Genomic DNA, 12,552 nt, shown 5'->3' with positions numbered 1-12,552 from the left:
CTCCATTTCTAGTAATTCTGCGGGCTTCTACTGCTGGGATGCGGCAAGTGCGGCCAGCTGGTTTTCGAGATTGAAGACCTCGCGCAGACGCGGCGCTTGCTGATCTGGCCGGCCGCCCAGGCTGAGGAAGAATCGGCTCATTTCCGCTTCCCACGCTGCGGTGCGCGGGTCGGAGTCCAAGGCGGCCTGGGCAGCGCTGTCGTCATCGGTTTCGTAATAGCCGATCAGCAACCCGTCCTCGCGCAGAAAGAGTGAGTAGTTGCGACGCCCGGCTTCTTCGATGGCTTGGAGCATCTGCGGCCACACTTCCCGGTGGCGCGACACATACTCGTCGATCAGGTCGGGATTGACCTGCAATTGAAAGCAAACTCGCATCGTACTACTCTTCCGGACCGCTGGAACTGGGTGGGCAAAACTGTGCGATCCGATTCGCTTTGCACAAAAATGAATCGTTTCAATCGCTTCGAAATTCGAGTGTAGAGCAGGTCACACTTGAATTGCAAGCGGTCGGTCGAGCGAATGCCGCATTCTTTTGAATCCTTTCAAAAAGCTGTCGGGATTCCAGTTCCCATCCGTGCGCCAGTTATACTCGCAGAAGAACAACTCACCGAAGAACAGGAAAGCTCTGTGGCCGTCAGCGTCAAGGAAGTTGCCGCCGAGGCGGGCGTTTCCGTAGGCACCGTCTCCAACGTGCTCAACCGGCCCCAGGTTGTTTCCGAACACACCGTTTCCAAGGTCACCGCAGCCATCGAGAAGCTCGGCTTTGTCCGCAACGATGCGGCCAGGCAACTGCGTGCCGGCCGCAGCCGGAGCTTCGGGCTCGTCGTCCTCGATGCACGCAACCCGTTCTTCATGGACGTCACCCAGGGCGCCCAGCATCGTGCCCTGGACAACGGCTACACCGTGCTGATGGGAGCCAGCGACAATTCCCTGAGCACCGAACAGCAACTGCTGGATCTCTTCGAAGAGCAACGCGTCGCCGGAGTACTCATCTCCCCCTTGCACAGCGACTTGAGCCGGCTCTGGCGGATCCGCGAAGCGGGCACGCCAGTGGTGCTGGTGGACCGCGGAAGTGGCGACCGCAGCTTTTCATCGGTCTCCGTGGACGATGTGGAAGGCGGAAGAATTGCCGTACGGCACCTGCTGGACATTGGCAGAAAGCGGATCACCTTCGTCGGCGGACCGCAGAGCATCGAACAGGTCCAGCACCGATTAACGGGAGCCCAATCGGTATTGGCCCAAGCCCCGGATGCCGTGCTGGAGCACATGCCTACCAAGAACCTGACTGTGCTGGAAGGACGGGCAGCCGGAGAGCGTATTCTTGCCATGGATCCTGCACAGCGCCCCGACGGGATCTTTGCGGCCAACGACCTGCTCGCGTTGGGCATCCTGCAGGCTCTGGTGATGTCCGGCGAACTCAGTGTTCCCGAGGATATTGCTCTGGTGGGATACGACAATATCGACTTCGCCGAGTCGGCCGTCATCCCGATTACCACCGTGCGCCAGCCAGCAGAAGAAATCGGGCGAACCGCTGTCGACGTCTTGCTGCGCGAAGCAGAAGCGGGCGATCAAGCGGTCCGCGAGCAATTCGTTTTCACTCCCAAGCTCGTTATCCGTGCATCGACTGTGGCCCCGAGCCAAGCGCGCTGACGTTTACCTTAGGGGTTCCTGAAAAGCGGGTTCTGCAGCTTCTGATGCCCAGCGGTTCTTGCTAGGTTGGCATTCCAAGCAACGAGAGGGATGGATTTATGAGCGAGAACAACCCTGAAGCCCGACTGCACAAGGCAGAGGCCGAAGAGCCCGATACCATTTCCGACCCTGCTTTGAATAATGAAGTTGGCCAGGACTGGACCGATGAAGGCGGAGCGACGCCGCATGGAGCCGCGCTAGACGACGACTAGGCCAGAGGGCCAACCAGCCGAAAACCAAAAATGCCCGTGGGTTGCCAAGTTTGAAAGTTTGGCAACCCACGGGCATGTTCACTGGCTTGAATCAGCCGCCTAGAACTCGAACTCCAGGTGGGCATTGACTTCGTCCTTGTTGAAATACGCCGGATCGATCTCGTATTCCTCTTCGTAACCGAAGTTCGAAAGCCAGTCTTGCACTTCCTCGTACTCCGGGTCCGTCGGATCATCGAGAATATCCAGCTTGGCTTCCCAGCCACCGATCCCGCCGCTGTCCTCCATCGGAGCCATGCGCCGGCCGCCGGTGCATCGCGGCAGCTGGCCGCCATCGGCATCCAGGATCTTCTCGACGTCGATGCGCACTTCCCAGTTGTCCCCGAAGTCGTACAGGTAATCCAGGCGGTCTTTTTCCTTCTGCAGCAACGAGGAAACCAGGGTTTCCGCTTCGTTCTTCTGGTAGTCCATGTCGTCAATCTCTGGACCATATGAAGTGCCGCCGAAGCCACCCTCGTAGAAGCTGTGCAGGTGCCCGTCGTACCAGTCGAAGCTCGCTTGGATGATGTCGTGCAGGTCGCCAAGGTTCAGGTCCATGGGCACCAGCACGCGACGCCAGATCGGCGGCTTGGCGTCCTTGAGGGTCAGCTTCAGCTGCAGCACCTTGCCGGTATACGGTGTTTCGCGCTTCAGGCGTTTCGGCTCGTCATCGTCCGGCCCGAACATCGCGTCGAGATCGGTGTCGTCGAATTCATCCTCATCGAGCAGGTCCTGTTCAACGTCGGTAATCGCCAGGCGGACGATAGTGGGCACCGAGTACGCTTCGCCATCTTCGATAAGGCCAAGTACGCGCAGTTCATGCATGCGCACATGCGCGGTTTCCCATACCTTTGGCGACCATTGATCATCTCGCGGGTCAGCCACGCGATGCGGGTTGCCTTCGATCCCCTCGACGATCCAGAAAGCTGCCAGCCCCCAGGCTTCAAGGCTGGCGTCATCGCCGCCTTCCGGCTTTTCCAGCAACGAGTCCAGGCAGGCCTGGATGAAGTAGAAGTTCGGCTCGAAGGAGTCGGCGTCTTCATGCTGCATGATGTCTTCGTACGTCACGCCGCGCTCCGGCTTGCCCTGTTCGGGCAGCTTGATGGCGCTGACCGATTCCAGTGCCGAGAGCACGACCGCAACCATCAGGCCCCTGCGCGATTCGTGGACTTCCGGAGGCAGCTGGTCGGCGAGCGCTATTGCGGCCGTTTCCAAGAATTCAGGCGCCGGCAAGCTGGCCCACAGATTCTTGCCCTCGGTGAGGGTCCAAGCCAAGAAGGCACGGCCCAGCTTGCTGATCGGCATGGCGGCGATTTCAGCCAGGGCCGCTTGAGAGGCCTCGTCAGATGCCATGATCTCGTCAATTTCATCGTTTTCATCGATGCCGTCATCACCGGCGAATGGATCCTGGGCTTCCAGCGACTTCCGGAACCACTCCAGGCTTTCGGCCTCGCGCTCCCACAGACCGGCATCGCGCAAGAACTCGACGTAATCCGCCCAGGCCATATAGATCATGGTTCCCAGCCCATTATCGGCGGCATCGGGATTCTCGGCCTCTTCGAATTCAATCATCGAGCTGAGCACTGCCAGCAGTTTGGGCGGATCAAAATCGGTAACCTTGTCCAGGCCGACGACTTCGGCGTAGATGCCCAGGGTTTCGCGCACTGCGGCAAGGACCATCAGGGCCAGTTCTGGGTCATCGCGGTTCTCGGAGAACCAGCGTACGAACTGCGGCGTGAGCGCGTCCAGGCCGCGCCCCACCTTCACCCGGTCCAGGGAGACGACGCCCTCTTGCAGGCGTGCCGGATGCCCCTGCTTGGGCTTCTGCTTCTTCTTTTTCTTCGCCATCGGACTGCTTTCCTGGTCGTTTGCTTCTCCCCCTAGGCTACGTGGCTGCTGGTTCCTGAAGAAGCATGCCTGGCACGTGTTCTGCTGGACAGCTTCCTGCCGTCGCAGCCAGGCACCGCCAGGGCCCGCACGGCGCGGATATGAATCGAGTCGCTTTCGATATCTATGGCGTAACCCGTACTGCTGGAGCGCCCGCGTTGGTAGGGTGACTTCATGATCAATACTGCTCGTTTGCACTCGGACCTGTCACGACTCAACCGCGAAACCGCGATGATGTCGGCCACGATCGAAACCCTGTCCAGCGAAGAAATGGCCGCCGCCTCGCTGTGCGAAGGCTGGAGCCGGGCGCAGGTCATTGCGCACTTGGCCTCCAACGGCCGGAGCCTGGTCAAGCTCATCGACTGGGCCACCAGCGGAGAACCGCAGGAGCTCTACGCCTCGCGCGAGGCCCGCGACGCGGAGATCGACGAGCTGGCGGCCCTGCCGCGCGAGGAACTGGTCAAGAAGTTCCAGGACGCCGCCGCATACTTCGCCGAGCAGTGCGAACGGCTCAGCGGCGAACTGGCCGTGGAAGAGGTGGACCTTCACGGCAAGATCATTCCGGCGACCTCCATCGTGGCCCTGCGCATCTCAGAGGTGGTCATCCACCACCATGATCTGGATACCGCGTGGACCATCGAGGAAGCCGATCCGGATTCCCAGGAGAACGCCGTCGAGGCCGCCGTGCGGACTATGCGCGTGAAGAACGCTCCGGGCATGACGCTGGTGACCGAAGAGGGCGACGAATGGGTCATCGGCGATGGCGCGCTGAAGGTGCGCTCGGACCGCGAAGGCTTGATCGAATGGCTGGCCCGCGGCCAGGCCCGGCATATCGAGGCCGATGGCCCGATTCCGGTTTTGCCTTCCTGGTAACCATCTTCTGGCAGGCGTGTCAGCACGCGGCAACGGTTGGCCCTGCAAGGAGAATGGATTCGGCCCGCTTGTCGAAGTGAAAAGGAGCCGGCATTGATCCCTGTCATCGTGCTCACCGGATATCTGGGTGCAGGCAAGACCAGCCTGCTCAACCGCTTGCTGACCCGCCCGGGTACCCGCGTCGGGGTCATCATCAACGACATCGGCAAGGTCAACGTGGATACCGGGCTGATCACCGGCCAGATCGATGCGGCCGAATCCATTGCCGGCGGCTGCGTTTGCTGCCTGTCCGATAGCAGCGACCTGGACGAGCTGCTGGAGAAGCTGGGCCAGCCGAAGCTGCGCCTGGATGCCATCATCGTGGAGGCCAGCGGCGCGGCCGACCCGCTGAACGTGGATCGGCTGCTGCGTTTCGGCAAGGCCCACGGGGTACGCTTCGGCGGCATCATCGACGTGATCGACGCGGTGGAGCATGAGCACACCGTGGATACCGCGGCGATGGCCCCGGCCCGCTTCAGCGCCACCAGCATGGCGGTGGTCAACAAGCTGGACCGCATTGCCCCGGAACACCGCGACGCGGTCCTGGCCAGGATCAGCGGACGGATCCGCGAAATCAACCCGCACGTGGCCATCATCCCGGCGTCGCACGCCGCCATAGACCCCGAGCTGGTCTTCGACATCGCCCTGAACGAAGACCCGATCGACGAGTTGCCGTTGGCGGCTGCCTCCCGCCCGCACCACGACCACGAGCATGCTCCGCACGCCAACGCGGTGACGGTGCGCTGCCCCGAAGCGGCGGATCCGGGTGCCCTCTTGGACCTGCTGGAGCACCCGCCTGCTGCGGCCTACCGGCTCAAGGGGCATGTAAAACTGCGCACCGATCGCGGCACGCAGCGCTTCCTGGTCAATATGGTGGGCCGGCAGATCCATTTCGCGAAAGCAGCGGCCCACAGCGATCCGGCCGATGACGCGCTGGTCGCCGTGGGAATGAACTTGGACGAGGAAGCGGTTGGCGCGGCATTAGCGGCCGCCTTGGAACCAGCACGACTTGATCCTTCGCCGGGAAATCTCACCCGTTTGGAACGGCGGTTGATTTTGAGCAGCGATGTCGCAGATGCTCCGGCCAAGGTTGACGCTGAAGAGTTCTAGCTGCTGCGGCACTGATGCCTGCGAGTTGGCAACGAGGGCATCCGCTGCCCCGTCTCGACCTGCAACATCGAGCCGCGTTCGCATCCAGTTCGCGCCCGGTGCATAGGGGCACGTCCCAAACAGGCCAAGCCTTCGGAAATAACTCAAGTGCTGCCCGCGACTCCAGTGATGAGTCCCAATTCCAACCCGTCCAACGTTGGACGATTCCGTGCTCCCCGCGATTGCCGGGATGACGCCCGGTATTGCCGATGGTTTCGATGAGCGGTTCCAAGTGATCCTTGGATCTTCACGAAACAGCCCCGGGTCGCCAAAACCGAAGGCCGCATCCCGCGCGACCCTGCCGTCAGCCCACCATGTCCGAGCAAAAGAAACATCACTGGAACATGAAATGGACACGGTGCGCCGATGGCCGGCGGGTCAGCGCGGGGTGCGGCCCCGGCAGTCTCTGGAAATGAACGCTTACAACGCGATCTGGCGGTTCTGGTCCTTGTAGAGCAGGTAGCGGAAGTTCTCCGGGCCGCCGGCGTAGCAAGCCTGGGGGCAGAAGGCGCGCAGTGACATGTAGTCCCCGGCTTCGACCTCGACCCAGTCGCCATTCATCCGGTACACGCCCTTGCCTTCGAGCACGTACAGACCATGCTCCATGACGTGGGTTTCGGCGAACGGGATGGATGCGCCCGGTTCGAAGGTCACGATATTCACGCCGAAGTCGAAGGCCACATCGTCGGGATCGAGCATGCGGGTGGTGCGCCACTTGCCATCGGTGCCCGGCATCGGGCCAGGCTCGATGTCGCGTTCGTTGCCCACGACCGGGCCCGGAGCGGCGACGCCGGCTAGGACTTCGTAGCGCTTGCGCAGCCAGTGGAAGCTGGTGGTCTCGGTGCCGTCATTGCGGGCGGACCAGTTGGCGCCGGCTGGCAGGTAGGCGAAGCCGCCGTCCACCAGCACATGCTCGGTGCCCTCGATGAGAAGGGTCAGCTGCCCGGTGAGCACGAAGATGAATCCCTGCACCTGGGCCTGCGGCTCCGGCTTGGTGGCGCCGCCGCCCGGGGCAACTTCCACGATGGCTTGGGAGAAGGTGGTGGCCCCGCCGGCGACCGGGCGGTTGAGCACCCAGGCACGGGTGTTGGTCCACTCGGGGAAGACGCTGGTGACGATGTCGCGCAGCACGCCCTTGGGGATCACGGTATAGGCCTCGGTGACGATGGCCCGGTCGGTGAGCAGATCGCTCTGCGGCGGGTGGCCGCCGAAGTCCGAGTAGTACGACGAGGAGTTCTGGATGGCTGGAACAGTCATGGTGTTGTCCTTAGGCGTGGGAGCGGTTCAAGGCGATCGCCTCGAGTTCGGGCAGGGTGATCTGGGCTAGTTCGGTGACCTCGTCGGCGCTGACCGCACCGCAGGCCACCCCGCGGTGGATGTAGCGGGCCAGGGCCCGTGCGGTGGCCGGCTCGTCCATGATGGCCGAGTTGATCTGGTGGACGTAGTTGCGCAACCGGGTTCCGGCTGCCTGCAGGCCTTCGCGGAAGAAGGCGAAGGTGGCCAGGTAGCGGGTGACCAGCTGATTCTCGTGCATGTCCCAGCCCTGGTAGATGCCGCGGGACAGGTGGCGGGAGACCAGGCGGGCGTGCAGTTCCCAGGCGGCCGCAATGTTCTCCGGGTCGCCGGCCGGGATGATGTTGGTGGAGCCGTCGGACAGTTCCACCCCGGTGCCGGCTACGGCCACCTGCATGACGTCCTTGGCGAAGTCCGCTACCGGGTGCTCCATGGACTGGTATCCGGCGGCCACGCCCAGCGACGCGGAGTAGTCGTAGGTTCCGTAGTGCAGCGAGGATACCCGGCCCTTGCCCGAGGCGATCAGCTGGGCCACCGGATGGGTTCCGTTGGCGGCCAGGATGACCTGCGGGGTTTCCACCTGCACTTCGAAGCGGATGCGTCCGGCTTCCAGCCCGTGGGCTTCTTCCAGCTTCTCGGCCAGGTAGACCATGGACTCGACCTGGGCCACGGTGGTCACCTTGGGCAGGGTCAGGCGCAGGCCCTCGGGCAGCGGACCGTTGGCCAGAAGCCGGGTGATGAACAGGTCCAGGGTGCGGATCCCGCGGGCCCGGGTGGGTGCTTCGAAGCATTTGAAGCGGATGCCGATGCAGGCCGGGGCTTTGCCGGCGGCCACCGCGGCGGATACCGAGTCGGCCGCGGCAAGCACTGCGGCGTCCTCCTCGGCATCCGTGCGGTTGCCGTAGCCGTCCTCGAAATCGAGGCGCAGATCTTCGATGGGTTCGCTTGCCAGCTTCGCGCCAACCAGTTCCGCCAAGCGCTCTGGTTCGGCCAGCTTGAGCTTGGCCGCCAAGGCGGATAGGCCAATCAGTCCTCCGGCAGTGGCTACTGCGTTGTGGCCCCAACGTTCTGGGAGGTCCACGGTGTACTTGTCCCCGGGGACGTACACGGTATGGATCGGCTGGCGGGCTCCGGTATCCCCCGGGTAGGAGGTTTCCAGCAGCCGGTCGGTGGCGGCCAGCTTTGCTTCTACGCTGGCAAGCGTGGACTCATCGAAGGTGTTGCTCATGGCTTGGTCACGTATTCCTTTTCCAAGAGTTCGTAGGCTGGGGTGGTGAGGAAGTCCGCGAAATCCTCGTCCTTGCCGCTGGTCAGTTTCGCGATCAGTTCCGCTGCCGGCTGGTAGTAGGCGTTGAAGTGCTCTTCATTGTCGACCTCCGCGCGCAGGCGTTCAACCTCTTCGGCGAGAATGCCAGCAACCAGTTCGGCGGTGATGGTGTTGCCGGTGTCGGCGGCGACCACCTGGTTGCGGATCTGCTGCCAGATCTGCGAGCGCGAGATCTCCGCGGTGGCGGCGTCTTCCATCAGGTTGTGGATGGCGACCGCGCCGTTGCCCGAGAGCCACACGGCCACGTAGTTCACGGCCACGTAGAGGTTGGCGCGCACGCCGGCCTCGGTGACATCGCCAGGAGCGCTGGCCACGTCCAGCAGCTGGGCCGCGGTGACCTCGACCTCCGGGCGCTGGCGGCCGATCTGGTTCGGCTTCTCGCCGAGCTTCGCGTCGAAAATCTCCTTGCACAGCTCAACCAGGTCAGGGTGGGCGACCCAGGAGCCGTCGAATCCGTCGTTGGCCTCACGGGACTTGTCCTCGCGGACCTTGTCGAAGGCGGCGGCGGTAACTTCTGGTTCGCGGCGGTTCGGGATGAACGCCGCCATGCCGCCCATGGCGAAAGCCCCGCGCTTGTGGCAGGTCTTGACCAGCAGCTCGGTGTAGGCGCGCATCATCGGCGCGGTCATCGATACGGCCGAGCGGTCGGGCATGATGAACGCTTCGCCGGCTTCGCGGAAGGTCTTGATGATGGAGAACAGGTAGTCCCAGCGGCCCGCGTTCAGGCCAGAGGCGTGCTCGCGCAGCTCGTAGAGGAATTCCTCCATCTGGAAGGCGGCCGGGATGGTCTCGATGAGCATGGTGGCGCGCACGGTTCCGTGGGCGATGCCCAGCTCGGCCTGGGCGAAGGTGAAGACCTCGTTCCACAGGCGCGATTCCAGGTAGTGCTCCATCTTCGGCAGGTAGTAGAACGGGCCCTGTCCCGATTCGGCGAGCACCTTGGCATTGTGGAAGAAGTGCAGGCCGAAGTCGACCAGTGCACCGACCGCCGGATTGCCGTCGATGAGCACATTGTTCTCCGGCAGGTGCCAGCCGCGGGGGCGGACCACCACGACCGCGCGCGGGGCGTCGGTGCGCAGCGCGTAGGACTTGCCGGTTTTCGCATCGGTGAAGGCCAAGGTGCCCCGGGCGGCGGCCGAGAGATTGGAGATCGCATCGATGACATTGAACCAGCTCGGAGTGGAAGCATCTTCCAGGTCGGCCAGCCAGACCTTGGCGCCGGAGTTCAGCGCGTTGATGGCCATCTTGGCCGGGGAGGCCGGGCCGGTGATCTCCACGCGGCGGTCGCGCAGCGCCTCTGGGGCTTCGGCGACCTTCCAGTCGCCGGTGCGCACGGATTCGGTCTGCGGATCGAAGTCGATGGACTTGGCATCGGAGAACTGCTGGCGGCGCACGCCGCGTGCGGCCAGCAGCTGATCGCGGGTGCCAGCGAACTTCTGGTGCAGCTTCTCGATGAAGGCCAGCGCTTCGCCCGAGAGGATCTGCTGGGCATCGGCGACGTCGGGGATGCTGGTGGTTTCAATACTCATGGGTTGTTCCTTAACTTCTTGTGCTCTGTTCCAATGAAGGGTGCGTTGACATGCACCCTAGGGTCTTGCTGCGCAGCGCCTACTTGGCGGCGGCTGCGTCCTGCACTGCCATGGCCACATCGGAGGCGACCTGTGGGTCGAATACCGACGGGATGATGAATCCGGGGTTCAGCTCTGATTCGCTGACCCGCGCGGCAATGGCGTCCGCGGCGGCCAGGAGCATGGCGTCGGTGATCTCGGTGACGCCTGCATCCAGCAGCCCGCGGAAGAAACCTGGGAATGCCAGGACGTTGTTGATCTGGTTGGGGAAGTCGCTGCGCCCGGTGGCGACCACCGCCGCGTGGCGGCCGGCCAGTTCCGGGTCCACCTCGGGATCCGGGTTGGCCATGGCGAAGACGATGGCGCGCTCGTTCATGGCGGCGATATCGGCTTCGTCCAGCACGTTCGGGGCCGAGACGCCGATGAAGACATCCGCGCCGGCGATGGCTTCCTTCAGGGTACCGGTGAAGTTCTGCGGATTGGTGTTTTCCGCCAGCCAGGTGCGGTGCGCATCGGCGTAGGCTTCGTTGCGGGTGATCGCGCCACTGCGTCCGCAGGCGATGATGTTCTGCGCGCCGCGGGCCATGAGCAGCTGGATGATCGCGTTGCCGGCCGCGCCGACCCCGGAGACCACGATGCGCAGGTCCTCGATCTTCTTGTCCACGACCTTCACCGCGTTGAGCAGCGCGGCCAGGGTGACAATTGCGGTGCCGTGCTGGTCGTCGTGGAAGACCGGGATGTCCAGTTCTTCGCGCAGCCGGGCCTCGATTTCGAAGCAGCGCGGGGCGGCGATGTCTTCGAGGTTCACCCCGCCGTAGACCGGTGCCAGCGCCTTGACGATCATGATGATCTCCTCGGTGTCCTGGGTGTCCAGGCAGACCGGCCAGGCATCGACATCGGCGAACTGCTTGAACAGCGCCGCCTTGCCTTCCATGACCGGCAGGGCTGCGGCCGGGCCGATATTGCCCAGCCCCAGCACGGCCGAGCCGTCGGTGACCACGGCGATGGTGTTGCGCTTGACCGTCAGGTTGCGCGCATCGGCAGGGTTCTCGGCGATGGCCATGCAGACGCGGGCGACACCCGGGGTGTAGGCGCGGGAGAGGTCATCGCGGTTGCGCAGGGCGACCTTGGGGGTCACCGAGAGCTTGCCGCCAAGGTGCATCAGGAAGGTGCGGTCCGAGACGTTGCGCACGCTCACGCCATCGAGGCTATCCAGCGCCGCGCGCACGGTCTCGCCGTGGGCCACGTCGGTGGTGTTGCAGGAAACGTCCACCACCATGTGGGTGTGGTTGGACTCGGTGACATCCAGGGCGGTGATGTGCGCGCCGGCCGAACCGACCGCGCCGGCCAGCTCGCTGGTCGCGGTAATCGACGCAGGTGTCTGGACGCGAAGCGTGAGTGAATATCCCGGGCTTGGTGCTGCCATCTGATCCTCCTGTAAAAGTTTCCGTATAGTGGATACTATTATCCTCAAAATGAAAATGCAAGAGTGTTTTGTGGCGCCCAGCACGATTTTTTGCCGAGTTAATATCGGATCGTGGAAGAAAAGCCTGATTCTGCGCTATTCTTGGGACTAGGATTTCGCATCGTAGAAGTAATGCGCAGCCCTCTTCCGAAAACCAGTGCCTTTATTAGGAGCAAAGATGACGCAGACTTCCAGCAAGTCCACCACCGGCGGAGTCCAGTCCGTCGAACGTGCTTTCGAGCTCCTGGAAGTCATCGCCCGTGCCGGCGGCGAAGCCGCGCTCAGCGAGCTTGCCGCCGATACTCCCCTGCCATTGCCGACCATCCACCGCCTGCTGCGCACCCTGGTCGGCGTGGGCTACGTGCGCCAGCTGCCCAACCGCCGCTATTCACTGGGCCCGCGGCTGATCCGGCTGGGCGAAGTAGCCAACCGCCAGCTGGGCGCCTTGGCCTCCCCTGCGCTGAAGGATCTGGTCGCGAAGCTGGGCGAATCGGCGAATATCGCGGTGCTCGACGGAGACATGGTCACCTACATCGCCCAGGTGCAGTCAGCCCACTCGATGCGCATGATCACCGAAGTCGGACGCCGCGCCATGCTGCACAATTCCGGGGTCGGCAAGGCCGTGCTCTCGGTGCTGGATGACGAGCGCGTGCAGCGTTTGGTCTCGCAGGCGGGCATGCCCCCGAAGACCGCGAACACCATCACCACCCTGGGCAAGCTGTTCACCGATGTCGAGGCCACCCGCGAACGCGGCTACGCCATCGACGAGGAAGAGCAGGAACTAGGGGTTCGCTGCATCGCCGTGCCAGTACCGGGCGCGCCAACGCCGATGGCCATCTCGGTTTCCGGGCCGGTGACCCGCGTTGACGAGGCCTTCATCGACAGCGCGGTGCCGGTATTGCAGGAGGCGGCCCGCGAGCTGGGACGCCAGCTGGTGGCCGCGGCGGACTAGCCGCGCTTGGCGATTCCGGCACGCAAGCAAAGATGCCCGCCTGGGCAGTCGATGGCATCGAC

The 12,552-nt window shown here is 63.5% G+C and carries 12 protein-coding genes; 5 read left to right on the top strand and 7 right to left on the bottom strand.

The window, feature by feature from the left end; genetic code table 11:
• Positions 1-27: 27 nt before the first annotated feature.
• Entirely contained in the window at positions 28-375 is a 348-nt protein-coding gene (locus ACFVHU_RS13475) for an L-rhamnose mutarotase (protein ID WP_105656501.1), read from the bottom strand.
• 252 nt (positions 376-627) lie between these two features.
• Between ACFVHU_RS13475 and ACFVHU_RS13470 the strand changes: the two genes are divergently transcribed.
• A complete protein-coding gene (locus tag ACFVHU_RS13470) occupies positions 628-1,650 on the top strand; it encodes a LacI family DNA-binding transcriptional regulator (RefSeq protein ID WP_208294242.1) in 1,023 nt (340 codons plus the stop codon).
• Positions 1,651-1,748: 98 nt separating this feature from the next.
• Positions 1,749-1,901: a hypothetical protein gene (locus ACFVHU_RS13465; RefSeq protein WP_388024792.1), complete on the top strand. Its 153-nt coding sequence runs from the start codon at positions 1,749-1,751 to the stop codon at positions 1,899-1,901.
• A gap of 99 nt (positions 1,902-2,000) precedes the next feature.
• On the opposite strand, the gene ACFVHU_RS13460 is transcribed toward ACFVHU_RS13465, so the two are convergent.
• Together ACFVHU_RS13460 and ACFVHU_RS13455 are read right to left on the bottom strand one after the other, a co-directional pair.
• Positions 2,001-3,785: a plasmid pRiA4b ORF-3 family protein gene (locus ACFVHU_RS13460; protein ID WP_388024790.1), complete on the bottom strand. Its 1,785-nt coding sequence runs from the start codon at positions 3,783-3,785 to the stop codon at positions 2,001-2,003.
• Between the two features lie 32 nt (positions 3,786-3,817).
• Entirely contained in the window at positions 3,818-4,000 is a 183-nt protein-coding gene (locus tag ACFVHU_RS13455; protein WP_388024788.1) for a hypothetical protein, read from the bottom strand.
• On the opposite strand from ACFVHU_RS13455, the gene ACFVHU_RS13450 reads away from it, so the two are divergent.
• Together ACFVHU_RS13450 and ACFVHU_RS13445 are read left to right on the top strand one after the other, a co-directional pair.
• The gene (locus tag ACFVHU_RS13450; protein ID WP_388024786.1) at positions 3,999-4,697 is read left to right on the top strand and encodes a maleylpyruvate isomerase family mycothiol-dependent enzyme; all 699 of its coding nucleotides are present in this window, start codon (positions 3,999-4,001) and stop codon (positions 4,695-4,697) included. The two genes, ACFVHU_RS13455 and ACFVHU_RS13450, sit on opposite strands and share 2 nt — an antisense overlap.
• A 93-nt stretch (positions 4,698-4,790) precedes the next feature.
• Positions 4,791-5,846 carry a CobW family GTP-binding protein gene (locus tag ACFVHU_RS13445; protein ID WP_388024784.1) on the top strand — a complete coding sequence of 352 codons (1,056 nt, stop codon included), beginning with the start codon at positions 4,791-4,793 and terminating at the stop codon, positions 5,844-5,846.
• Between the two features lie 459 nt (positions 5,847-6,305).
• On the opposite strand, the gene ACFVHU_RS13440 is transcribed toward ACFVHU_RS13445, so the two are convergent.
• From ACFVHU_RS13440 to ACFVHU_RS13425, 4 genes are all read right to left on the bottom strand, one after another.
• Positions 6,306-7,142 carry a bifunctional allantoicase/(S)-ureidoglycine aminohydrolase gene (locus ACFVHU_RS13440; protein WP_388024782.1) on the bottom strand — a complete coding sequence of 279 codons (837 nt, stop codon included), beginning with the start codon at positions 7,140-7,142 and terminating at the stop codon, positions 6,306-6,308.
• Positions 7,143-7,152: 10 nt separating this feature from the next.
• A complete protein-coding gene (locus ACFVHU_RS13435) occupies positions 7,153-8,406 on the bottom strand; it encodes a DUF6986 family protein (RefSeq protein ID WP_105656507.1) in 1,254 nt (417 codons plus the stop codon).
• Positions 8,403-10,034, bottom strand: coding sequence for a malate synthase A (gene aceB / locus ACFVHU_RS13430; RefSeq protein WP_388024781.1), 1,632 nt, complete (start codon positions 10,032-10,034; stop codon positions 8,403-8,405). Before aceB ends, ACFVHU_RS13435 begins: the two co-directional genes overlap by 4 nt.
• Positions 10,035-10,113: 79 nt before the next feature.
• Positions 10,114-11,499 (bottom strand): NAD-dependent malic enzyme, encoded by a 1,386-nt coding sequence (locus ACFVHU_RS13425; RefSeq protein ID WP_388024780.1) that lies wholly within the window; start codon positions 11,497-11,499, stop codon positions 10,114-10,116.
• 217 nt (positions 11,500-11,716) lie between these two features.
• Here ACFVHU_RS13425 and ACFVHU_RS13420 point away from each other — a divergent pair, with 217 nt between their 5' ends.
• Entirely contained in the window at positions 11,717-12,490 is a 774-nt protein-coding gene (locus ACFVHU_RS13420) for an IclR family transcriptional regulator (protein WP_105656510.1), read from the top strand.
• The last annotated feature ends 62 nt before the right edge of the window (positions 12,491-12,552 follow it).

The sequence above is a fragment of the Glutamicibacter sp. NPDC127525 genome (assembly GCF_042672105.1).
Classification (GTDB): domain Bacteria; phylum Actinomycetota; class Actinomycetes; order Actinomycetales; family Micrococcaceae; genus Glutamicibacter.
The sequence above is the reverse complement of the archived record's forward strand: the minus strand, read 5'-3'. Positions and strand labels throughout refer to the sequence as shown.

What these genes read in the sequence shown, in the direction of transcription:
- ACFVHU_RS13475 (WP_105656501.1), bottom strand. Translation starts at nt 375, where the DNA reads ATGCGAGTTTGCTTTCAATTGCAGGTCAATCCCGACCTGATCGACGAG.
- ACFVHU_RS13465 (WP_388024792.1), top strand. Translation starts at nt 1,749, where the DNA reads ATGAGCGAGAACAACCCTGAAGCCCGACTGCACAAGGCAGAGGCCGAA.
- ACFVHU_RS13460 (WP_388024790.1), bottom strand. Translation starts at nt 3,785, where the DNA reads ATGGCGAAGAAAAAGAAGAAGCAGAAGCCCAAGCAGGGGCATCCGGCA.
- ACFVHU_RS13450 (WP_388024786.1), top strand. Translation starts at nt 3,999, where the DNA reads ATGATCAATACTGCTCGTTTGCACTCGGACCTGTCACGACTCAACCGC.
- ACFVHU_RS13455 (WP_388024788.1), bottom strand. Translation starts at nt 4,000, where the DNA reads ATGAAGTCACCCTACCAACGCGGGCGCTCCAGCAGTACGGGTTACGCC.
- ACFVHU_RS13440 (WP_388024782.1), bottom strand. Translation starts at nt 7,142, where the DNA reads ATGACTGTTCCAGCCATCCAGAACTCCTCGTCGTACTACTCGGACTTC.
- ACFVHU_RS13435 (WP_105656507.1), bottom strand. Translation starts at nt 8,406, where the DNA reads ATGAGCAACACCTTCGATGAGTCCACGCTTGCCAGCGTAGAAGCAAAG.
- aceB (WP_388024781.1), bottom strand. Translation starts at nt 10,034, where the DNA reads ATGAGTATTGAAACCACCAGCATCCCCGACGTCGCCGATGCCCAGCAG.
- ACFVHU_RS13425 (WP_388024780.1), bottom strand. Translation starts at nt 11,499, where the DNA reads ATGGCAGCACCAAGCCCGGGATATTCACTCACGCTTCGCGTCCAGACA.
- ACFVHU_RS13420 (WP_105656510.1), top strand. Translation starts at nt 11,717, where the DNA reads ATGACGCAGACTTCCAGCAAGTCCACCACCGGCGGAGTCCAGTCCGTC.